The organism is Pseudomonadota bacterium (genome assembly GCA_039024915.1).
Taxonomy (GTDB): Bacteria; Pseudomonadota; Alphaproteobacteria; order Rhizobiales; family MH13; genus MH13.
The window spans coordinates 335,049-358,083 of record JBCCPK010000005.1; the positions used below are offsets into that span (position 1 = coordinate 335,049).

17 protein-coding genes are annotated in these 23,035 nt (G+C 59.6%); 10 read left to right on the forward strand and 7 right to left on the reverse strand.

Going from position 1 to position 23,035, the window contains the following annotated elements; genetic code table 11:
• Window positions 1–79 precede the first annotated feature (79 nt).
• Window positions 80–490: a carboxymuconolactone decarboxylase family protein gene (locus tag AAF739_12140; protein MEM6383418.1), complete on the forward strand. Its 411-nt coding sequence runs from the start codon at window positions 80–82 to the stop codon at window positions 488–490.
• Here AAF739_12140 and recF read toward each other — a convergent pair whose 3' ends face one another.
• The 6 genes from recF to mutM all read right to left on the reverse strand — a co-directional run bounded on the left by recF (window position 491) and on the right by mutM (window position 9,278).
• Complete coding sequence (recF, locus tag AAF739_12145) at window positions 491–1,642, reverse strand: DNA replication/repair protein RecF (protein MEM6383419.1); 1,152 nt, start codon at window positions 1,640–1,642, stop codon at window positions 491–493. It lies immediately after the preceding gene.
• A gap of 34 nt (window positions 1,643–1,676) precedes the next feature.
• Window positions 1,677–2,792 (reverse strand): DNA polymerase III subunit beta, encoded by a 1,116-nt coding sequence (gene dnaN, locus AAF739_12150; protein ID MEM6383420.1) that lies wholly within the window; start codon window positions 2,790–2,792, stop codon window positions 1,677–1,679.
• Window positions 2,793–3,088: 296 nt separating this feature from the next.
• Window positions 3,089–4,942, reverse strand: coding sequence for a chromosomal replication initiator protein DnaA (dnaA, locus tag AAF739_12155; GenBank protein ID MEM6383421.1), 1,854 nt, complete (start codon window positions 4,940–4,942; stop codon window positions 3,089–3,091).
• Window positions 4,943–6,971: 2,029 nt separating this feature from the next.
• Window positions 6,972–7,238 (reverse strand): 30S ribosomal protein S20, encoded by a 267-nt coding sequence (gene rpsT, locus AAF739_12160; GenBank protein ID MEM6383422.1) that lies wholly within the window; start codon window positions 7,236–7,238, stop codon window positions 6,972–6,974.
• A gap of 236 nt (window positions 7,239–7,474) precedes the next feature.
• Window positions 7,475–8,248, reverse strand: coding sequence for an enoyl-CoA hydratase (locus tag AAF739_12165; GenBank protein ID MEM6383423.1), 774 nt, complete (start codon window positions 8,246–8,248; stop codon window positions 7,475–7,477).
• A gap of 73 nt (window positions 8,249–8,321) precedes the next feature.
• Complete coding sequence (gene mutM, locus AAF739_12170; protein MEM6383424.1) at window positions 8,322–9,278, reverse strand: bifunctional DNA-formamidopyrimidine glycosylase/DNA-(apurinic or apyrimidinic site) lyase; 957 nt, start codon at window positions 9,276–9,278, stop codon at window positions 8,322–8,324.
• Between the two features lie 141 nt (window positions 9,279–9,419).
• Here mutM and ubiE point away from each other — a divergent pair, with 141 nt between their 5' ends.
• The 5 genes from ubiE to cysK all read left to right on the forward strand — a co-directional run bounded on the left by ubiE (window position 9,420) and on the right by cysK (window position 14,773).
• Window positions 9,420–10,175 (forward strand): bifunctional demethylmenaquinone methyltransferase/2-methoxy-6-polyprenyl-1,4-benzoquinol methylase UbiE, encoded by a 756-nt coding sequence (gene ubiE / locus AAF739_12175; GenBank protein MEM6383425.1) that lies wholly within the window; start codon window positions 9,420–9,422, stop codon window positions 10,173–10,175.
• Between the two features lie 4 nt (window positions 10,176–10,179).
• Complete coding sequence (ubiB, locus tag AAF739_12180; protein MEM6383426.1) at window positions 10,180–11,730, forward strand: 2-polyprenylphenol 6-hydroxylase; 1,551 nt, start codon at window positions 10,180–10,182, stop codon at window positions 11,728–11,730.
• Between the two features lie 194 nt (window positions 11,731–11,924).
• The gene (gene coaBC / locus AAF739_12185) at window positions 11,925–13,154 is read left to right on the forward strand and encodes a bifunctional phosphopantothenoylcysteine decarboxylase/phosphopantothenate--cysteine ligase CoaBC (GenBank protein MEM6383427.1); all 1,230 of its coding nucleotides are present in this window, start codon (window positions 11,925–11,927) and stop codon (window positions 13,152–13,154) included.
• Complete coding sequence (gene dut / locus AAF739_12190) at window positions 13,147–13,593, forward strand: dUTP diphosphatase (GenBank protein ID MEM6383428.1); 447 nt, start codon at window positions 13,147–13,149, stop codon at window positions 13,591–13,593. The genes coaBC and dut overlap by 8 nt, the downstream gene beginning before the upstream one ends.
• 193 nt (window positions 13,594–13,786) lie before the next feature.
• Window positions 13,787–14,773, forward strand: a complete 987-nt coding sequence (gene cysK, locus AAF739_12195; GenBank protein MEM6383429.1) for a cysteine synthase A — start codon at window positions 13,787–13,789, stop codon at window positions 14,771–14,773.
• Between the two features lie 296 nt (window positions 14,774–15,069).
• Here the strand turns inward: cysK and AAF739_12200 are convergent, their stop codons facing one another.
• Window positions 15,070–15,831 carry a hypothetical protein gene (locus AAF739_12200; protein ID MEM6383430.1) on the reverse strand — a complete coding sequence of 254 codons (762 nt, stop codon included), beginning with the start codon at window positions 15,829–15,831 and terminating at the stop codon, window positions 15,070–15,072.
• A 309-nt stretch (window positions 15,832–16,140) separates the two neighbouring features.
• On the opposite strand from AAF739_12200, the gene ahcY reads away from it, so the two are divergent.
• The 4 genes from ahcY (at window position 16,141) to AAF739_12220 (ending at window position 23,007) form a co-directional block, all read left to right on the forward strand.
• Window positions 16,141–17,532: an adenosylhomocysteinase gene (gene ahcY, locus AAF739_12205; protein ID MEM6383431.1), complete on the forward strand. Its 1,392-nt coding sequence runs from the start codon at window positions 16,141–16,143 to the stop codon at window positions 17,530–17,532.
• A gap of 459 nt (window positions 17,533–17,991) precedes the next feature.
• The gene (locus AAF739_12210; protein MEM6383432.1) at window positions 17,992–20,604 is read left to right on the forward strand and encodes an ATP-binding protein; all 2,613 of its coding nucleotides are present in this window, start codon (window positions 17,992–17,994) and stop codon (window positions 20,602–20,604) included.
• Window positions 20,605–20,617: 13 nt separating this feature from the next.
• Window positions 20,618–22,273 carry a tRNA (adenosine(37)-N6)-threonylcarbamoyltransferase complex ATPase subunit type 1 TsaE gene (gene tsaE, locus AAF739_12215; protein ID MEM6383433.1) on the forward strand — a complete coding sequence of 552 codons (1,656 nt, stop codon included), beginning with the start codon at window positions 20,618–20,620 and terminating at the stop codon, window positions 22,271–22,273.
• A 26-nt stretch (window positions 22,274–22,299) separates the two neighbouring features.
• The gene (locus AAF739_12220; protein ID MEM6383434.1) at window positions 22,300–23,007 is read left to right on the forward strand and encodes a nucleotidyltransferase family protein; all 708 of its coding nucleotides are present in this window, start codon (window positions 22,300–22,302) and stop codon (window positions 23,005–23,007) included.
• The last annotated feature ends 28 nt before the right edge of the window (window positions 23,008–23,035 follow it).

Below are 23,035 nucleotides of genomic sequence, written 5' to 3' on the forward strand. Positions count from 1 at the left end.
ACCTGTGGCGGCGCGCAAGCATCTGTCGCGCACTGCAACGACCGTCTGGCCCCTCAAGACACGGTTAGGAGATCTCATCATGTCAACGGTACCCCTTGTGAGCGACGAAGACGCCAGCCCAGCAGCCCAGGCCGTCTTCGATGATATCCGTGAGACGCGCGGCACGCAGACCATCAACAATTTCTGGCGAGCACTTGCTCACAATCCCGCTGAGCTCGAGCGCGTATGGGCCGATGTGAAGCGCGTCATGGGGCCGGCCGAGCAAGAGGGCAGGCTTGATCCCCTCACTAAGGAGTTGATCTACATCGCCGTATCTGTGGCCAATGCGTGCACCTATTGCGCCCATTCGCATACCGCTGCTGCACGCCAGAAAGGCATGACTAATGAGCTTTATGCCGAATTGATGGAAATTGTTTCGCTTGCGGGACGGACCAATCATTTGGCCACAATGCTGCAGATTCCTGTCGACGACGCCTTTGATTGCAGCTGACTAGCTATCCAATGCCGTGACGGTGCCGTCTTTCACAGCGAAGCGCTGAGAACGGTCGGGCAAATCATCGAACAAGGCGGCATCTGTACCGGTCATGAAGGTCTGGCCGCCAAGTTCTGCACACAGGGCGAACAGGGCCGCCCGTCGCCCTTGATCGAGATGCGCGGCAATCTCATCGAGAAGCAGAACCGCCGCCTGGTCAGTTTCCCGTTTGATGAGCTGCGCTTGTGCGAGAACAAGGCCGATCAGCAGTGCCTTTTGCTCGCCGGTCGAAGCGAGACGCGCTTCTATATCCTTCGGCCCATGCCGGACAAGAAGGTCGGCACGATGAGGTCCTTCCAAAGCCCGCCCGGCCGCGCGGTCTCGCTGTCGCCCCGAAGCTAGCCGCTGCGCGTAATCATCGGCTCCGTCAAAACCTTGAAGATCTATCAGTGCGTGCGGAAACGCAGAAACCTTTTCGCGGGCCTCGTTAATGGCATTCCTTAGAAGTGAAAGGGTTTTTTCACGAGCTTGGCTGATCGTCATTGCCGCCTCAGCCATCTGCGCCTCAACGCCATCAAACCAGACCGGGTCGTGAACGCCGGTATCGAACAGCTTGTTGCGCGCCCGCATGGCAGCTTCGAACCGGTTGACCTGTTGGCCGTGGCGGGGGTGGAGCGCAAGCACCATACGGTCGAAGAATCTTCGCCGATCGGACGCACCACCGGCGAACAAACCGTCCATCGCGGGGGTGAGCCAGACGATTGACAAGCGCTCTAGAAGCGCTTCAGCGGACTTCACAGGAACCTTGTCGATACGGATGTCGCGCCCACTTGTGGCCGCGTCCTGGACACCCGTCCCAATCCCCACAGGATCGTCTGCCGGCTCAGCATCAAGAGGCCTCAGTTGAGCAGCGACGGCAAAACCTCGATCGCGACCATCGCGTTCGCCGCTACCGATCATATCGACGTATCGCGCCCGCCGCAGACCGCGACCGGGTGAGAGCAAACTCAGCGCTTCAAGTATGTTGGTCTTGCCTGCCCCGTTCGACCCCACAAAGGCGACCTGGCGGCCTTCGATCGCAAATGCTGTGTTCCTATGATTGCGGAAGTTGGTCAGGCTCAGGCGCACAATTTGCGGGCCGGCAAGGTGAGCAGTCTTTGCCTGCGTCATAACGGATCCGCAACGACATAGTGCAAAACGGCTCTTAGACCCGCATGGGCATCAGCACATACAGTGTGTCTGACCCATCGGAATCCTGGACCAGGGTTGGCGCGCCCGCATCGGCAAGAAGAAACCGCGCATTGTCGGTCTCAAGCTGCCCCGCGATATCCATAAGGTAGCGGGCGTTGAAACCGATCTCGAGTGGGTCACCCTGATAGTCCACCATGAGTTCTTCGGTCGCCGAACCGGAGTCTGGGTTGATCACGGTAAGGGTTAGGCGCCCATCTGCCATCGCCAGCTTGACCGCGCGCCCGCGCTCGGAAGCGACCGTAGAAACGCGATCAACTGCGGACGAGAACGCAGGTCGATCAACGTCGAGCACCCTGTCGTTGGCCTGCGGAATGACGCGGGCATAGTCAGGGAAGGTGCCGTCGATCAGTTTGGATGTGACAACGATATCATCGAGGCTGACGCGGATCTTCGTTTCAGACAGCTCCACCGATGCTTCACCGTCGTGACCCTCTAAAAGCTTGAGAAGTTCTCCGACGGTCTTTCGTGGAACAATGACACCTGGCATGTCAGCTGCCCCTTCCGGTGCCGTTGTCTCGCTTTTGGCCAGCCGGTGACCGTCGGTCGCAACCGCCCGCAACCGAAGGCCGCCGTCCCCATCGATGGCATGCATGTAGATACCATTGAGATAGTAGCGCGTTTCCTCCGTTGAGATCGCGAATTGCGTGCGCTCGATCAAACGGCGAAGATCACTGGAAGAGATCTGAAACACGTGTGAAAACGTGCCGGCCTCAAGGTTGGGGAAATCCGTTTTCGGCAAGGCCTGCAATTCAAAACGCGCCCGTCCAGCCTGGACCAGAAGCGCGGTCTCGCCACGCATATCGACCTCAACCTGTGCGCCGTCGGGTAGCTTACGAACGATGTCGTACAGCATGTGGGCGGGCACTGTTGTGGCCCCAGCTTGCTCGACCATGGCGGGCACGATCTCGGATGCTTCAAGATCAAGATCGGTTGCCTTCAGGCGCAGCGCACCATCGGCAGCATCCAGCAGCACGTTCGCAAGGATGGGGATGGTGTTGCGCCGTTCGACAACGCGATGGACGCGGCCAAGCGCGCGAAGGAAAGGCGTGCGATCAAGTGAGAACTTCATAACCAAACCTACACAAAACGATCCGCAGCGCTGCAGTCGCCAGATAGCCCGCTCTCAGTAGAGCGGGCACGAACCAACAGCTTTGACGAAACAGCGTCGCCGATCATACTGACCTGAGCGGACCATATGTGCGGTCGATGGCCCGGTTTGGCAAGCCGTGCAGGCTTCAACCGGGTTGGTATGCACAGCTTGGGGCCAAACTGCCAGCAGCAGAGAGCCATGTCGCGTGCGATGCTCGGCGCCTCGCACGCGACGGTTTTGGTCTTGCCGGTTCGGTCCGGACAGGTCGGCCGTCGTTAACTTTGGGAGAGAATTGCACTCTTAAGCGCTTCAATGGTCTTCTGAAGCGCCGGATCGGTTTCCAGTTCCCGTTCGATCTTTCTTACCGCGTGCAGCACGGTCGTATGATCACGACCACCAAAGCGCCGACCGATGTCAGGCAAAGAGCGGACTGTCATAACCTTGGACAGATACATGGCAATCTGCCGTGGCCCAACGATCTGTTTGGTCCGACGATGGGACAGCAGATCGGTTTTCGTCAAACCGAACTGCAAGGCAGTCGCGCGCTGAATGTCTTCAATTTTGACGCGGGGTGCTTCTGCTGCTGACAGCAAGAAGCCGATCACCGACGCGACGGTGTGCTCCGTAACCGGGACATTGTTCAGCCCGATTTCAGCGATGATCCGGTTGAACGCGCCGTCCAGATCGCGCCCATTGGTGGTCACGAGGTCGGCGACCTTCGCGAGGACTGCGTCGGAAACCTCGGCTTGCCCTCCTTCCGCTTTGTAGGCAGCGCGTCTACGTTCCAGAAGGGCAAGGCGCACAGTCCGGTCCATCGCGGCAATCTCAACGACAAGCCCTGAAGACAAGCGCGATTGCATGCGCACATCAATACTGTCCAAGGCCGCCGGAGCCCGGTCGGCAGCAACGATCAGGGTCTTACCGCTGTCAATCAGAGTATTGATAACGTGACAGAATTCGCCTTGTATGGTCTGGCCGGAAAGGAACTGAATGTCATCCACGACAAGCACATCGATGGTGCTCAGCGCCTCCTTGTAGTCGACGGTTGCCTTTGTGCGCAGCGAGATCACGAAGTCGCGCATAAATTTTTCAGCCGTCAGATACAGCGTGCGGTGACCGCTTCCCGAGAGCTGATGCGCAATCGCCTGGCAAAGATGGGTCTTTCCAAGGCCTACGCCGCCCCGGACAAAAAGGAGTTTGCACCCAAGTACCGAGCGTTCATTGGAGATTTCAAGCGCTGCCCGATAGGCGAATTGGTTGCTCGCGCCAACCGCGAATGCGTCAAAGGTGTAGCGCGGATCAAGCGGCGTCCCTGACGCTGTCCCGGCGTCGCCCGTCACCGAAACACCCGCACCGGAGCGGCTGGTCAGACTGGCCACAAGCTTTTGTGGATTACGAGACGTGTCGTCGTTTGAGCGAGCTGCCTGCAGACGATCGGCAGACCTGGGCGACTGGCGGGTCTGCGCCGTGTTTGTGCCAACCGGCGAGCGGTTCGTGTTGGCGGGGGCATGGGCAGCCGCCCGCAGATCCAAATCGTTGGTGGGGCCCAGGCTCGGTTTCTTCCGAACCCCGACGGTCCGCACAATGATGCTGATGCGTTCAACGGGGTCGCAGGGCTTTGTCCCGCCAGTCGAACCGTCTCGGTTTGACGATGCGCCCCTTGTGGAGCTCGATTGCTGGGTCGAGAGCGTCTTGTCGACCTCCAATAGACCGTCCCTCGCCGTCGCGGTCGCGGTCACTCGATCGGCGTCCTGCTGATCTTCGGTCTCACGACCGGCAACGCCTTTACTCTTGGAGGATTTGTCTGACTTGTCGCCCGCAACGCCGCCAGCGCGGGTTTCCAGTGCCCACAGCTCCAGAAGCCGGTTGCCGAAATTGTGTTCGATCCAGTGTTTGAGGAACCGTGTCGCTACCGAAATGACAACATGGCCTTGCGAACAGGACTCAAGCTTGGCGCTAGAAAACCAAGACGTATAGACGTCTTCACCCAATTCGGCGCGCAAACGGGTTTGCACGCGGTCCCAATGGTGCGTGTTGGGAACGAAAGCGGGATCAATTGGAGCAGTCATCGGTCGGTCAACTTTCAAAATGGGCAGCACGGTGTCGAGCTCATCGAGCAAAGCGTTCAAGGCAGGTCTTGTATCCGCAGGCCGGCGGGGAAGCCGGCAAACACCGTAAACAAGACGATGGTTTGGAGCCCAAGCACAGTGCTTGCTGAACGGTACAACGCGCGTTGGAGAGTTTCGGGCCGGGAACCGGACTGGACGAAAGCCCAGACAGTGCCGACAGCCGCGGCGGCGGACAGGATAATGATCTACGCCGCTGGGGGAGCCCCGCTTGCCCAGGAGCCTGTAAGCGACCCCAATGAATGCAGCGGTCTGCGCCATCTGCAATCGGGCCGCAGGTTCGGCCGCGAAACCTTGCGGTCAGCGTGGTCGTGCGCTCCAAACGGACGAACTGTTTCTCCGACCGTTTGCAATAAAAATCGCACCCAAGGCGGTTGACCCGCCTGTGTGTTTAAGTGCCCTCGATCTGGCCCGAAAGCCAGTGATTGCCGAACATCCGCTCTATGATGCACGGACCATCCTCCTTTGTGATGAACAAGGTTTGGCTTACATCATCGAGCAACGAAGGCTCGCTGTAAGCTCAGCACCGCCCGCAATGGTGCTGCCTTGCGCATCTGCCACACACGCCATGATCGCACGCGATCAGCGTGCATCATGCCATCCCAACCTCAATCGGCGGCCCATCGGTAAACTGTCCCGGTATCCGGAGCTTGGAGACCCTCATCTCCTTGATGCTCCGCGTCGCAGCGGCCGCCCTCCGCGGTTGGTAGGGCGCACCGAGCGGCTCGTCGGCCGTTTTAGGGGCCGCACCACCGAACAGTTCCACGCAGGCGGACCGCCTGCCACACGAGCCAAATGCATGTTGTCCTCTGAACTCGACCTGCACGTCCCGTCACGCATCCCGCACCAGAAACAGCCGTGCACCATAAAGTGCTCATCTGCCAGCAACGATTTCGGCTTCCGCAGACACCCCGAACCCCGCCGGTTAGCTCTGCTTGAACTTCCCCCGTCTGCTGCAACCGACCGCAAAAGCGCCCGGCGCGGGTAACTTTAAAACACCAACACTGCCGTTACGCGGCTTGGCAAAACTCCTGCCTACTCTCACCTCAGCGCCAAAGCGCCTCACTTACGCACCCCGGTATTTTCGCGGGCCTGCCGCAAGAATACCCAACCTCACCGTGCCCCCAGCATCGCATCACCGCGTGCCGGACACATCACGCGCACTTCCCCTGTTACGCGAAGCTTCCACGACCTGCGCTTCTAAGCTTGAGCGCCCGTGCATTGCTTCGCGCATCCGTCATGCGCAACGATCTGTATGACCAAAGGGGCCCACGCCTACCGCGAGAACACTCCCGCTTAAGATCGGCGGACAGACCCGCCCCACGCAGACGCCAACTTTGACATCTAAGATTTCAATCGCGCGGGATTAGTATCCGTTGCGATTGCAGTAAGTGTAAGAAACTATAGTTGCTCAACAGCATCACTATATAAGTGATAAATTGCCATCGATCCGACTATTCCAATCCCTTACCACCTAACTCATCTTCAGCTGCTCGCTTCCGACGAGTTTGGTTCTATACAGCGTGTGAGAGGGTCGCAAGGGGCGAAAAAAGACTCTTTTGCCTTGACTCTCGAAGCCGATAACGTTCCAGCGGGCTGGCTGTAGGATAGGCGTTTGACTCCGTTAACAATTCTAGCCCAGGACGCATTTCGACAAAAATGTCACGCTCGGCGCAGGGCTGTCATAATTTCTTAAAATTACTCGCAAAATCATTTCGCGCAACGAAAACGATCCCTGATTGCCTTATAAAGTCCGTAACGTAAACCATTGTAATATCGATATATATCAAAAAATAGCATCAAAAGTCGACCATGTGCGGCCGCGAGGTCGCCATCCGAAAGGTCGCAACGATCACATCGGCCCGGGCCGAAACCGTTATAGGTTAGCGGGCTCGTCGATGCGAGCGGCATGTTGCAGCCAACCATCTGCGTAAGGGTATATCCATAAAGAAAAAGCCACCCAACTTGGGTGGCCAGAAGTTGACGTTGCGTGAGGGCTGTTCGGAGCTCCCTTAGATATAGAAGGCGGTGGTCAAGCCTCCATCGCCTTTACTTTGCTGGCGAGCCGCGAAATCTTGCGTGATGCCGCATTTTTGTGAACGATGCCCTTGTTGGCCGCACGGACAATCAATGGTTGTGCGTCCTTGAGCGCCGCAACCGCTGCGCTGTGATCTCCTGAGGCAATAGCTTCGTCGACGCGGCGGATGTAGCTGCGCATCTTGGATTTGCGGTCGCGGTTGACTTCAGTTTTGCGCGCGATGCGGCGCACCGCCTTTTTGGCGGATGGTGTGTTGGCCATGGTCTTTCCTCGTGTTTGGCACGGTGTTGCGCTAGCCCGGGTGCGCTCTTGGTGGCGCTATACCGGGGGAGGCGGTCATCTGATCGTGCGAACGAGATGAACTGGTGCCTCCGAGCGGCCCCGCTGGTGGGGATCGCGGGGCTTTAAGAACATTTGCTCATGCCGTCAACCACACGCGTTCGTTCCAGTCTGTTGAGGGGCATGCTCACATGGTGAGCGCCTCGGCCGGGCTCCGCTCAATTGTTCCGAAACTGCGCAGAGCGTTTGTCCGTGAAAGCCTCCATCCCCTCTTTTTGATCCTGGGTAGCAAACAGGCTCTGGAACAGGCGCCGTTCGAACACCAGCCCGGCCGAAAGCGGCATCTCCGCTGCCTGGTTGACCGCCTCCTTTGCCATCATCACCGAAGCCTGGGACAGTTCGCCGATCTTCTCGGCCGCGTCCAGTGCGGTGTCCAGCAGATCGTCAACCGGTACGACGCGAGCCACCAGTCCGCAGGACTCGGCCTCCTTCGCATCCATATGTCTGCCAGTGAGGATGAGATCCATCGCCTTGGCTTTGCCGACCGCATGGGTCAGGCGCTGGGTGCCACCTATTCCTGGTATAATGCCCAATGTGATCTCGGGTTGGCCGAATTTCGCGCTGTCAGCCGCAATGATGATATCGCACATCATCGCCAGTTCGCAGCCACCGCCCAGAGCATAACCGGCCACCGCTGCGATGACCGGCTTACGCGTTTTCGCGATCGCCTCATAACTTGCGGCATAATTCGCCGCAAAGCTGTCCGGAAACGTCAGCTCAGACATTTCCTTGATATCCGCGCCCGCCGCAAAGGCCCGTTCCGAACCGGTGATGATGCTAGCGCCCAGACGTGGATCAGTGTCCGCATCAGCCAGCGCCGCGGCTACTTCCGCCATGACCTGCGCATTTAACGCATTAAGCGCATCGGGTCGGTTGAGCGTGATAACCAGAACATGATCGCGTTTGTCGGTCAGAATAGTCTCGTATGCCATGCGGCCTCGCTGGTTGTGGGGATGCGCGCGTTGCAGGTTGGGCGCAACGGTGTGTGCATTGATTGTCCCGACCCTAGCGCTGACAGGTGGGACAATAAAAGGTGGAACGGCCCGATTGCACGATGCGTTGCACCGTTCCCCGGCATCCGGCGTTGGGGCAGGGGGCGTGTTCCCGATCGTAAACGCCGAAACTGTGCTGGAAATAGCCAAGTGAACCGTCAGTTTGGCGATAATCCCGCAAGGAGGAACCGCCTGCGGCAATCGCTTCGGCAATGACCTCCGTGATGATGGTCGTCAGGGCGCGAAGGCGATCGGATGGCTGACCATTTTTCTTGACCAGCGTCGCGGCCAGTCTTCGCGGCGACAGGCGGGCACGGTTGAGCGCCTCGCACACGTAGATGTTCCCTAGACCGGCAATGATTTTCTGGTCGAGAAGAGCAGTCTTTAAAGGTGTGCGTTTGCCGGACAGCGCGCCGGCGAGATAATCCGCCGTCAAAGCGTTGCCCGTCGGTTCTGGTCCGAGACTGGAGAGCATGGGATGGCTGTGCAGCGATGCCGTGGGGCTTACCAGCACGAATCCGAACCGGCGCGGATCGTTGTAAATCACAGCGGAGCGCAAGTCTTTCGTATCTTGAACATCAAGCACAAGATGATCGTGCGTCTGGATCATGTCCCGCTTATGGTAAAAGACACCCGGCTGTGAAACCGCGCGCTGTTGGCTGGAGGCTCCCTGCGCGAGGGTGGGCGCGTTGTCGCGGTTTTGACCCAGCACCGGATCGGCCACGACGCGGTAGCTGCCTGACATCCCCAAATGCAGGATGAAGGTCTCCTGCCTGTCTGTTTCGAGCAGCAAATATTTGGCGCGACGCGTCAAGGCGAGCACCCGCGCCCCGCTGAGCCTGTCCGCGAGGCCCTCGGGAAAAGGAAAGCGCAGATCAGGCCGCCGGACCTCCGCTTTCACAATCAACGCTCCTTCAAGTGTCGGCGCGAGTCCTCGCCTGACCGTTTCGACTTCTGGCAGTTCTGGCAAAGCTGCTCCCATTAGCGATGCGACACGAAGACCGGCGCCAAGATGTGCCATGGCGTAGCGCAGCTGCGTCCGCTTCGCTATAGCTCCACACGACGCGCCGGGGCGAGCACGCCCAAACAGCCCGCGCAAGGGGATCCATCCGTGACCGAAATAGGCAACACATTCGGCAATCGCACAATCGATATCGACGACAAGCAGCCGCTTGTGGATGATGTCTTCCACAAGGTCGCCGATCGCTACGACCTTATGAACGATCTTATGAGCGGCTTTCTCCACCGGGCGTGGAAAGATGCCATGATCACGAAGATCAAGCCGCGCAAATCAGGTCGACCATTTCGGGCCATCGATGTTGCAGGCGGAACAGGGGATATTGCTTTTCGCCTGGCGCGGGCTGCGCGAGGCAATGCCTCCATTGATGTGGTCGACATCAACGCATCGATGCTCGCGGTTGGCGAAAAACGTGCCGAAAAGCTGGGATTGTCCGAAAAGGTCAGTTTCATCGAGGGAAATGCCGAAGCGCTTGACCAGCCCTCGGATCACTATGATGCGTACACGATCGCTTTCGGCATTCGCAACGTGCCGCGAATTGAATCGGCGTTGTCCGAGGCGTACCGAGTTTTGGCGTATGGCGGTCGGTTCGCGTGCCTTGAGTTTTCTAAGGTCGATGTGCCGGGCTTTGATGCGCTGTACGACGCTTATTCCGACGCCGTCATTCCGCGAATGGGCGCGATGGTGGGTGGCGATGAAGAAAGCTACCGCTATTTGGTTGAATCGATCCGTCAGTTTCCCAACAAGATGCGCTTCAAGACAATGATCGAGGCAGCGGGTTTCCGGAGGGTTGAAGCCATACCGTTCTCCGGTGGGATCGCGGTTTTGCATACAGGGCTGAAATTCTAGATCCATGTTTGGGACCATCGCTGCGCTCTATAGGCTTGCCCGCGCCGGCTTCGTGATGGCCCGTGAAGGGGTCTTTGAAGGCGTCGAGGTGGACCTGACGCCGCCACCAGCGCACGTTCCGTTGCGCCTTGCAAACATGATAGCCCGGAAGGCGACGGCGAAAAAAGCGCGCGCGGATCGCTTATCGGCCGCCCTCGAACGGCTGGGCCCATCGTACATCAAGCTTGGACAGTTCCTGGCCACGCGCCCCGATCTGGTTGGCATGTCCGTCGCCCGCGATCTGGAGAAGCTCCAGGACTCGCTGCCCTCTATCCCGTTCGAACAGGCGCGGGCGCGCATAGCTGAGACCTTGGGGCAACCGGTTGACCAGATTTTCGAGAGCCTTGATCCAGCCTTGTCTGCAGCCTCGATTGCACAGGTCCATAAGGCCATGGTGCGCGATGCCGAGACGGGCGATCTGAAGCCGGTCGCTGTCAAGGTGTTGCGGCCTGGGGTCGATGTGCGCTTCGCACGTGATCTCAGCACCTTCTACATTGCCGCGCGGCTGCTGGAGACAACAACGCCGAAACTCCGGCGCCTGCGTCCAATCGCCGTTGTCGACACACTGGCAGAAAGCATGCGCCTTGAGCTCGATTTGCGCATGGAAGCGGCCGCACTCGCCGAAATGGGCGAGAACACTCGCAATGACGACGGGTTTCGGGTGCCTAAAGTCGATTGGGACCGCTCAGCCGCGCAGGTAATGACCATCGAATGGATCGACGGGCGCAAGCTATCGGACATAGACGGAATAAAGGCGGATGGTCATGATCTGGAGGCGCTTGGCGCGCTGGTCATGCAGTCCTTCCTGCGGCACGCGATGCGCGACGGCTTCTTTCACGCCGACATGCATCCCGGTAATCTGTTCGTTGAACCCGATGGCACGCTTGTCGCGGTCGATTTGGGGATTACCGGGCGGCTTGGGACGGCAGAGCGGCGCTTCCTCGCAGAGATCTTGTTCGGCTTCATCAGCCGCAACTACAAAAGGACAGCCGAAGTGCATTTCGAGGCCGGTTACGTGCCGGCCCACCATGATGTGGAGAGTTTCGCGCAGGCGCTTCGCGCGATCGGCGAGCCCATCCATGGCCGCAACGCCTCCCAGATCTCCATGGGGCGCCTGCTGACCCAGCTGTTTGAGGTGACCGATCTGTTCGACATGCGCACCCAGCCGCAGCTTATCCTGCTGCAGAAGACCATGGTGGTGGTCGAAGGCGTCGCGCGCACGCTCAATCCCAACCTCGATATCTGGAAAACCGCCGACCCAGTGGTGTCCGATTGGATCCGGGGCAATCTTTCACCCGTCCGCCAAGTCCAGGATGTGGCGCAGTCAGTGGTCACAGCCGGGCGGCTCCTGTCGGAAGCGCCGGATATGATGCTCAAGCTGCAACGCATCGCCAACGAGTTCGATCCGGAAAACCCTCAGGGCCTGGATGCCAAACAACGGACCGGCCAATGGCTCTGGCCGGCAGCCTTTGTGCTGTCAGCGGTGGTTGTCGCTGTGGCGATTGTGGTCAGGTGATGGGCGGCATTGTTTCTAAGCCCATGAACCGTCACCCTCGGGCTTGTCCCGGGAGCCTATGCAGTGCTTGCCAACGCATCACTCGCTTCGAGATCGCATGGATCCTCGCCATAGGGGCGAGGATGATACCCGGTGGATAGCGCACACCCTTAGCCGCTGATGACACCCAGCCAACTTCCCCCTAAAACCCCTCCATGCTGATCGAACAAACCCTCTCTGGCCGTACCATTCTGCTGATCATCACTGGTGGGATTGCGGCCTACAAAACGCCTGATCTTGTCCGGCGTCTGCGCGAGCGCGGCGCGCGTGTCCGGGTGGTCATGACGAAAGGTGCGCAGAGTTTCATCAGCGCGATGACGTTGGGTGCGGTTTCGGGCCAACCGGTCTTCACAGAACTCTGGGATCGCGATGCCGAGCAGGATATCGGCCATATCCGCCTCGCCCGAGAAGCCGATCTGATCGTGATCGCCCCTGCGACCGCCGACTTCCTTGCCAAGATGGCGAACGGGCTCGCGGACGATCTCGCGTCAACGGTCTATCTGGCGGCAAAAGCACCCGTCATGGTCGCGCCGGCCATGAACCCGGCGATGTGGGCCCATTCGGCGACGCAGCGCAACGTCCGGACCCTTCGAGGCGATGACATTCATTTCATTGGGCCGGAATCCGGGGAAATGGCGGAGTCCGGCGAAACGGGCCTTGGTCGGATGGCTGAGCCGATGGATATTGCCCTAGGTGTCGAGGCGCATTTCGCAAAGCCACGCGAAGAAAGCCCCTTGTGGGGCCAGCATGTGTTGATTACCGCCGGTCCGACGTATGAGCCGATTGATCCGGTCCGCACGATCGTCAATCGCTCGTCGGGCAAGCAGGGTTACGCGCTGGCTCAGGCCGCTTATGCGGCGGGCGCGACGGTAACGCTGGTATCCGGTCCCACCAGCCTCGACGCGCCCCACGGCGTGACCGTGCGAAGCGTGCAGACAGCGCGCGAGATGCTCGTGGCGGTGGAAGAAACGCTTCCCGCCGATATCGGGATTTTTGCAGCGGCGGTTGCCGATTGGCGGGTCGCCGAAGCGAGCTCCAGCAAGATCAAGAAGGATGGGTCTGGCACACCGCCAACGCTGACGCTTGCCGAAAACCCCGATATTCTGGCGTCGGTCGCCAAGTCCGCGCAGCGCCCGAAGCTGTTGATTGGTTTCGCCGCAGAAACGGACGATGTTGAGGCCAACGCTATGGCCAAGCTCAAACGCAAGGGCTGCGACATGATCGTCGCCAACGATGTGTCTCCGGATACGGGAATCATGGGCGGGGACGCCAACACCATATCCCTCATCACGCCTGACGGCGTCGAACGCTGGCCGACCATGGGAAAATTGGATGTGGCCGAGAAACTGATCGGCATCATGGCGGGTCAGATTGCCCATGGTTGAGGTCCGTCTCAAAAGACTGGCGCACGCTGAGGGCTTGCCTGTGCCCAGCTACGAATCTGACGGCGCTGCGGGGGCCGATTTGCGCGCCGCCATCGACGGCGACTTATCAATCGATCCTGGAACGCATACGCTGGTGCCAACCGGTTTGCAGATCGCGCTACCGCCTGGTTACGAGGCGCAAGTTCGGCCCCGGTCAGGGCTCGCCGCAAAACACGCTGTCACCGTGCTCAACACGCCGGGCACCATCGATGCCGACTATCGTGGTGAGATACACGTCATCCTGATCAATCATGGTGCGCAGGCATTTATGGTCACCCGCGGTATGCGCATCGCCCAACTGATCGTCGCGCCCGTGACCCGAGCGCAGTTCTCGGAATCGGACAGGTTAGACGAAACGGCCCGTGGAGCCGGTGGCTTCGGCTCGACGGGTCAGACATAGCGCCTAACAGCAGAGATAAAGTTGCGCGCCGACCGCCAATATGCCGGAGTGCGCGCAAGTTGATGCGACACTTAAGCTGTATCTAAGAATGAGATTGGCCGTATGCGCCGTTTCACAAAATGCCATACCTCGATCTCATCGTTCGGCGAGCGTATGATTTTTGCAAATTCCTCATTCGCCTAAGGATACTGCTATGACCGCTTTTGAAGCCATTCAGACCAAGGACCAGCGCACGCCCGGCCGGGGCCAAATCTTTGGATCGATCACCGATACCATTGGTGATACGCCGCTTGTGCGCCTCGACAAGCTTGCCAAGACGGAAGGCGTCCACGCCAATCTGATCGCCAAACTGGAGTTCTTTAATCCCATCGCGTCGGTCAAGGACCGGATCGGGGTAGCGATGCTGAACGCGCTCGATTCTCAAGGAAAGCTGAACGACGACACCGTCCTCGTAGAGCCGACCTCCGGCAACACCGGTATCGCGCTGGCGTTTGCCGCCGCGCAACGGGGCGTTCGTTTGATCCTGGTGATGCCCGAGAGCATGTCCATTGAGCGCCGCAAGATGCTCGCGCTTTTGGGTGCCGAGCTTGAACTCACCGAAGCTGCGAAGGGCATGAAGGGCGCGATCGCACGCGCCGATGAGTTGGCAGCATCTATTCCCGGAGCGATTATCCCGCAGCAGTTCGAGAACCCTGCCAACCCGCAGATACACCGCGATACGACCGCAGAGGAAATCTGGAACGATACGCGCGGCGAGATCGATATCCTGGTCTCCGGCATCGGTACCGGGGGTACGATCACCGGCGTATCGGAAGTTCTCAAAACGCGCCTTCCGAACCTCCACGTTGTTGCGGTTGAGCCGGAAGATTCGCCCGTGCTGTCAGGTGGCAACCCTGGTCCGCATAAAATCCAAGGGATCGGCGCTGGTTTCGTGCCGGGCGTTTTGAATACCAGCGTCTACGATGAAGTTGCACAGGTCTCGAACGATGAGGCGCTCGAAGCTGCGCGCAAGATAGCGCGCCTGGAAGGTGTTCCGGTTGGAATTTCATCGGGCGCGGCGTTGGTTGCGGCGATCCGCCAAGGTCAGAAGCCAGAAAATGCGGGCAAAAACATCGTAGTGATTATCCCGAGTTTTGCCGAGCGGTACCTGTCGACAGCGCTTTTCGAAGGGCTTGCGTAAGGTTGATGCGACCACTTCAACCCCAATCTGGGGTTGACGCGCGATGGCCTATACGTAATTTTGCGATCCTACCAAGCGTAGCCGTATCATTGTAACGCGCTTGCGCCCTTTATGGGATGCTTTCCCGTTGAGGGAATACACAAGACGGCGTCAAGCCGCATCAGGGAGGCCGCGCGCATTTCGCGCGATGCAGCCGTTTAACTGGAAAGCCCGCGTAGCTTCTGGCTGCCGCGGGTTTTTTATTGTCCGATCGGGTGTGGTGACACGGTCGGAACGGCGCGCTGACCGGTGTTTAATCACCCCATCTGCCCCATCAGCCAAAAGCCTGCAGGAACCGGCGCTACGGCAACGCACACGGTGGCGATGAATGCCACGGGGCTGACAACCCGGCTCATGCCAGCGGCAAGGGCGATCCCGCCACCTCCGCCGACGAGTGTGCTACCGGGCGCGTTGATGATAAGACCGAGCGCGACGCAACGATAGCGCCATAGCGGTGCCAGCCAGCGAACATGCGCGGTACCCTCAAATGACAAGCGGCAAGCCGTGGCCTCGTCGGAGGTTGCGAGCTTTTCGGCAATTCGTGCGGCCTTCTGGAGACCGCAACCGCGTAGGAACGTGGTAAGCGTTGCCGTCGGGACGGCCCGTCCGGTCATGTACGACACGGTCATACCGCCGACCGTTGCGCCATAGACCGCCGGGGCGACATCAGAACCGAGCAAGACAAGCAGCAACAGTCCAAGCTCTGCGCCCGGCACAAACGGGATGGCGAGCAGGAGCATGTAGGCAAGCAAAACAATCAGCAGCATCGGGTGCGCCATCAGGAACGCGGCGGCGTTTTCCTGCATCTCGATGAAGCTCGCCAGCAGGTCGATCGCGTGATGACCCGAAAAAAGCACCGCAGCGGCGATGGCTGCCAAGGCGAGAGCAAGCGCAAGCCCCTTGCCGGACGGGCGGCTATCGCCTGGGCCGCTCCGACCATCCTTGGCGTCTGTGCTGGCCTTTGCCCTTGCCGACCCGTTGGACCGCGTGCTGTCCGATGAACTCATTGAAAAGATCATGCGCCCTGCCTCCATTTCCTGCAGGATGCGAGCGTGGGCAATGTGAGGCTGTGTTGCGGGTCACAAAACCGCCGCAACGCCCGTAAGTTGTCCCTCCATGATCATCGACATAAAGATATCTTTATATCCGCATTGCATCCGTCGAGCGTCAGTGCTACGGAGCGAGCAGGATCGGCGCATGCGCAAGGCTGCCCCGCCGGTCAAACCGTTTCGCAGACCGCGCAGCCCTGCCTTTCGAACACTGACATCCGGATTGTTAGGCGAGCCGCGGCTTCCAGAACATGCCAAGGAACCCTCAAAGGAACCCCTATGACCGATTACGTCGTCGCCGATATCAACCTGGCCGATTGGGGCCGTACAGAGCTCGATATCGCCGAAACCGAAATGCCGGGCCTGATGGCCTGCCGCGATGAGTACGCTGACGCCAAGCCGCTCAAAGGCGCGCGCATCTCCGGCTCGCTTCACATGACCATCCAGACTGCGGTTTTGATCGAAACGCTTGTTGCGCTTGGTGCCGAAGTCCGCTGGGCCTCATGCAACATCTTTTCGACCCAGGATCACGCAGCCGCCGCCATTGCTGCCAAGGGCATCCCCGTCTTTGCCAAGAAAGGCGAGTCGCTCGAGGAATATTGGGATTATTGTGACCGCATCCTCGACTGGGGTAATGGCGAAACCTGCAACATGATCCTCGACGATGGCGGCGATGCCACCATGCTGGTTCTGCTTGGTTCCAAGGCCGAAACAGATCCTTCGGTGCTTGATAATCCGGGTAGTGAAGAGGAGGAATTCCTTTTCGCGCAGATCAAGAAGCGCCTCGCCAAGGAGCCGGGCTTCTACTCCAAATGTAAGGCAAACATCAAAGGCGTCTCCGAAGAGACCACCACCGGTGTCATGCGCCTTTATCAGTTGCAGGAGCGCGGTGAACTGCCGTTCCCGGCCATCAACGTCAACGACTCGGTCACCAAGTCGAAATTCGACAATAAGTATGGCTGCCGAGAAAGCCTCGTGGATGCGATCCGCCGCGGTACCGATGTGATGCTTGCCGGCAAGGTTGCCATCGTGTGTGGTTATGGCGATGTCGGCAAGGGGTCGGCAGATTCGCTTGCTGGCGCCGGTGCCCGTGTTCTGGTCACCGAGGTTGATCCGATCTGCGCCCTGCAGGCGGCCATGGACGGCTTCGAAGTCGTTACCATGGAAGATGCCGCCCCGCGGGCTGACATCGTGGTCACGGCGACCGGCAACAAGGACGTGCTGACGGTCGACCATATGCGCGACCTCAAGGACATGGCCATCGTCTGCAACATCGGCCACTTCGACAATGAGATTCAGGTCGCGGGCCTTAAGAACTTCAAATGGAAGAACGTCAAGCCGCAGGTCGACCTCATCGAGTTCCCCGATGAAAAGCGTATGATTCTGCTGTCCGAAGGTCGTCTGGTGAACCTTGGCAACGCAACAGGTCACCCATCCTTCGTTATGTCCGCAAGCTTCGCCAACCAGACGCTGGCGCAGATCGAGCTGTGGACCCGCGGCGACCAGTACGAGAACAAGGTCTATGTCTTGCCCAAGCATCTCGATGAAAAAGTTGCCATGCTGCATCTGGGCAAACTCAACGCCGAGCTTACCAAGCTCTCCGAGGAGCAGGCCGCTTATATCGGCGTCAGCCAAAAAGGTCCGTTCAAGGGCGAGGCTTACCGCTACTAAAGCTGCGGCTTTGCCCAGATATTGAGGCCCAAGACGAGGGCGGCCACGAAATGTCGTGGGCGCCCTTTTTGTCTTTCTGAAGCCTCGACGGAGGATTGCCACTGGCACGATATGACAAGGAAGGCGCTGCGCGGTCCTTTACCATCCACTGTCCTCAAAATGCTGTGTGACTTTTGAATCAGCATTCTCAATGTTGCCGTTTCGTTCACTTTCATCGCGACTCCGCGTCCCTCTATGGTGCCGGTGATTCGGTGCGCCGGTCCCGCGTATTCGGGCCGCCACCCTCAGCGCTCGCTCGCGCTGTGCTCCGCCGCTTCCCATCTGCGTCTTGCGTGGGTTCGGGAAAGCGGCAGTTTCAACGTTTCAAGTGCGTCATTGTTCGGCCCCACTGTCCTCGCTTGTGGATGAGGCGGAGCCGCGGGAATCAACACGAGTTTGGGCGGGCAGGAGCATGTGCACGTGACGGAGCGGTATGGCGCACATGAACGGCCTTGCGACTACACGCTGAAACCGGGCGTGTCTGCTGCCTCCGGGCCACGCGCTGTTTCGCTCCTCAGCTTCCCGTTCAAGCCTGCCTTTGCAAGCGCCGGGCTTGTGTTGGGGACCGCGAGCGCTCACGCCCAGACGGCGTTGCCCGCTCAAGCATCGGTACAGGGTCTTATCGATGGCGTATCGGCACCAACACTGATTGTCGCCTCCTCCGTTGTGGCCGGTGTTTGCATGGTCGCGCTGACGGGCATGGTCCTTGCGCTTGCGGCGCTGCGCAGGCTGACCCGTAAGACCGCGGACGTTCAGCAGGCAGCAAGTGTCTTGCGCAACGACCTCGACTTGGCAGAAGCAATGGTGGAAACGTCCGGCGATGGTCTGCTGGAACTCGTGGACGATGGCGCGCTGCGCGTTGTGCACGGTCCGGTCGATCGCACCGCGCTTCCGGCCGACCCTGCCGTTCTGCGTGATTTCTCCCGCTGGATCGAGCCCGCGGACGGCCGAGCCTTGCGGGATGCTATCGCCGAACTTCGCGGTTCGGGCAAAGGTTTCAGCACTGACGCGCGGACCCTGTCAGGAACATTAATCCACGCCGAAGGGCGGCCCGTCGGAGCGCGGCTTGTTGTGCGGTTGCGCGATCTTTCGCGGCTCCAGCGTGACTTTGCGGAGGCGCTGCATCTGAGCGCCAATCTTGAGGCGGAAAGCCAGCGGCTCAAGCAGCTTCTGAACGCGGTTGATTTTCCCATATGGACGGCAGATGCGTCCGGGCTTGTTTCCTGGTCTAACGAGGCCTTCAAGGCTCGTGGCGCAGGCACCGATGGCAATTCAAGCGGCTTGGTCAAGGCGCATGCGGTCGTCGGCCAACAGGCGCAATGGTCAGATGTCGAGGCGATGCATGCCGACGGGCAGGCCCTTGTTCAAATCACCCCGCCTGTCCCCGGCGGTCGCGACGAATTGGGTGATGTCGAACCGGCGGGCGATCAGCTTGTTCATCTTCGCCTCGACGGTGGTGACGGCAGCGTTCTGACCGCTGGCTTCGCGCGGCCCGTCTCCGAGAAAGCGCGCTTTGAGACTGCCCTTGAGCAGGTTCACCGCAATCAAGCGCAGATCCTCAACACGATGCGCACAGCCGTCATTGGGTTTTCAGCGGAAAGGCATGTCAGTTTCTACAATGAAGCCTTTGCGCAGCTGTTCGGCTTCCAGCGTCGCGTTCTCGACGAGAAACCCCATGAATCCACCGTTCTTACCTACATCAAGTCCACCCGCCAGATGCCCGAAAGTGGCCACCATCGCGGCTGGCGAGACCCGTTTGCGGCGGTGTATCGTGCGGAGAGGCCGCTTACGGAGGACTGGGAACTGCACGATGGCCGCTATCTGCGCGTCATCCTTGCCCCCAGCGGTGACGGCGGTGCGATCTGGCTGTTTGAAAATGAAACTGAAAAGTATGATCTGACCAGCCGTTTCGCCGCTGAAACGCAAGCAAGAAAAGCCTCGCTCGAGGCGTTGCGTGAGGGCGTTGCGGTGTTTGGCTCCGACGGGTGCCTTCAGCTCATCAATCCCGCATTCGGCGCGCTTTGGAGCTTGTCGGACGGAGAAATGGCGGTTGGTAGCCATGCCAAGGTCACGACGACGCCGATCCGTGAGGCTGTGCGTGATCGCCATGTCGTCGACCGGATCGTCGGGATGATCGGCTCGCTGGGTCATGCGCGCGAAGAGTTCTCAACGCGTATGCAGCTCACCGATGATCGTGTTGTTGATCTGCTGGTCACGCCATTGCCGGGCGGTGCAACCATGCTGACCGCTGATGATGTGACCGCAGCGATTGCCGTTGAGGACACGCTGCGCGAATCAAATGCTGCGCTTGAGGAAGCCGCCCGGATCAAGACCGCTTTCATCAAGCATGTCTCCTACGAGCTTCGGTCGCCGCTGACCCCGATTGTTGGGTTCACCGAACTTCTTCTGACCCCTGATACCGGGCCACTGAACGAGCGTCAGAGTGAGTATCTGGGCTACGTCCGGGCGTCGACCAACACGCTCAAGGTGCTTGTTGATTCGATCCTCGATCTCGCAACCGTTGACGCGGGCATGTTGGCGCTGTCGTTCGACAAGGTCGATCCTGATGCGTTGATCGATGAAGCCATGGCAGGCATTGAGACGCGCATCTCCGATGGCCGTATGCACGTTGACCGCAAGCTTGATCCCTCGGTGCCACACCTTATGGGTGACCGGACACGTTTGCGCCAGGTGCTGTACAACCTGATGTCCAACGCGATCAGCTTTTCCAAACCTGGCAGCGGTATCCGTGTGCGCACGCGCGCGCTGGCGCGTGAAGATGGGCAGTGGATCGAGTTGTTGGTGATCGATCACGGCCCGGGCATGAACGCCAAGCAAGCCGCGGCAGCGTTTGAGCCTTTCGAGACCGGCAGCAACCGTCATGGAACCGGAGCCGGGCTGGGGCTGACCTTGTCGCGCGCTCTCGTCGAGCTTCACGGTGGTTCCGTGGAGTTGTGGTCTCGCGAAGGCCTGGGCACCGTCGTGCGGTGTCTTCTGCCCGGTCCCGCGCGGGTCAAGAGCGCCGCCGAATAGGGCAGGCGAGTTGATGCTGTCTGTAGCTGATCGTCCACGCTTTGAATTTGACCTGCCAGACGAAGGCGCGACGGAGCGTTTCGCGCAGGATATGGCCATGGTGGCAAAGCCGGGCTGGACCATCGCCCTGCATGGCGACCTTGGGGTCGGAAAAACCAGCTTCGCCCGTGCCTTCATCCGATCGCTGGCGCGCGACCCGGTCCTGGAGGTCCCCTCGCCAACCTATACGCTGGTTCAGCCCTATTCCGAGCCCGTACCCTCCGTCATCCATGCAGACCTTTATCGTCTCAGTGATCCCTCCGAACTGCAGGAACTGGGTCTTGATGACCCGGATGATCCTGCCATTCGGCTTATCGAGTGGCCGGATCGCGCAGGGGACGACGCGTTTGTCGGCGCACTGCACCTGACACTGTCCATTTCGCCATCCGGTGGCAGACTGGCGCGTCTTCATGGTCCTGATCCCATGCTCGAGGCGTTGGCGCATTCCGCCCGTGTCCGGGCTTTTCTCGACGGTTCAGGCTACGCCCATGCTGACCGCGTTCGGCTTGCGGGGGACGCATCCGCCCGACGCTATGAATGCCTTGGTTGGACGCCAGACGCACCAATCGTGATGGACGCGCCGCGGCGCCCTGACGGGCCACCGGTCAGGGTCGATCTCGGTCCGGCGGGCATTGTCGAAAAGCCTTACAGCCAACTTGTTCATCTCGCCGAGGACGTGGACGCATTCATTGCAGTCGGAACCGCCCTTCGCGCTAACGGTCTGGCCGCACCCGCCATCCACGCTGCGGACCGCGATCACGGTCTGCTGGTCATCGAGAACCTTGGCAGCGACGGCGTTCTTGATTCCGACGGTAAGCCCATTGCCGAGCGCTATTGTGCTGCTGCCGATGCGCTCGCCGAGATGCATGCAAAGGACTGGCACGCTGAACTGCCGATCTCGACCGATGCGTGGCCCGGCCATGACGGTTCCAATTCGCGACAAAAACCCGGACGAGGGCTCGATGGGTCGGCCATAAGGGCGGACGTGTCGAAACCGCACCAAAAAGGCGACTGGCATACCGTGCACGCCTACGACACGGAGGTATTTCTGACCGAGATATCGCTGTGCCCCGACTGGTACATCCGGCACCGTGCCAGCGCAGGCGCACCGATCGAAGCTTTTGATCGCCATGCGTTTTTTGCATCGTGGCAGGCGCTTCTCGACCCCCTCGAAACGGCGCAAAGAACGCTGGTTCTCCGCGATTACCACTCGCCCAACATCATCTGGCGTGGTGAACAAGAGGGCGTTTCCTGTATTGGTATCATCGACCACCAGGACGCTTTGATGGGTCCGCCAGCTTATGACCTTGCCTCCCTGATCCATGACGCACGGGTCACCATAAGCCCAGCACTGCAGGACACTATGTTGTCTCACTACAGGACAATGCGGCAAGCGCTTGAGCATGGGTTTGATGAAACAGCTTTGAGACAATCCCTCGCGCTCATGCAGGCCCAGCGCGGAACCAAGATTTTGGGAATCTTTGCTCGACTGAATGAGCGCGACGGCAAACCGCAATATCTGGCGCATCTGCCGCGCATCGAAACCTATCTGCGACAAGCGCTTACCCATCCAGCCCTTGCGCCCTTGCGCCCGCATTATGAAGCGCTTCTGCCCGGCGACGTTGATTAATGTCCAGCCAGACCATGCCGCCTGTGATGGTTCTTGCAGCGGGTTTGGGAACCCGCATGCGCCCTTTAACCGACACAATCCCGAAGCCTTTGGTTCGCGTGGGTAACCAGACCATGCTTGACCGTGTGCTTGATACGTTTGCGGATGCTGGCGTAACGCGAGCGGTCATCAACACCCATCATCTGCCTGACCAGATTGAAGAACACATTGCGCGGCGTCCCGCGCCCCCGACCGTGGCGATCTCTACCGAAATCAGCGAACGCCTTGAGACCGGCGGCGGCGTCAAGCGAGCGCTGCCCCTTTTGCGGAAGCATGGCGATGTCTTTTTTACCACCAACGCCGATAGCTTCTGGGTCGGAGACGCAACCGCTTTGCGGCGGCTCCATGACACCTACGATCCCACACGCATGGACCTTCTGCTCCTGCTCTCCCGGCGCGAGCAATCCATCGGATTAGGCGGGCACCCCGGCGATTTTACGATGGATGATGAAGGGCTGCTGAGACGCCGGTCGGAGGCTCCCGCGCCCTACAACTACACCGGAACGGCCATCATGCGCGCCGATCTGTTCGAGGGCACGCCGGATACGGCGTTCTCTCTCAACCTGCTGTTCGACCGCGCCCTCGAACGGAAGCGGCTTTTCGGCCTGCTTCTTGAAGGCTTATGGCTGACCGTTGGAACAGCCGAAGCCATTGAAACAGCTGAACTGGCGCTCGCGAAGGCTGGACACTGGTAACGTCGCCCGCCACCCTGCAGCTATGGAT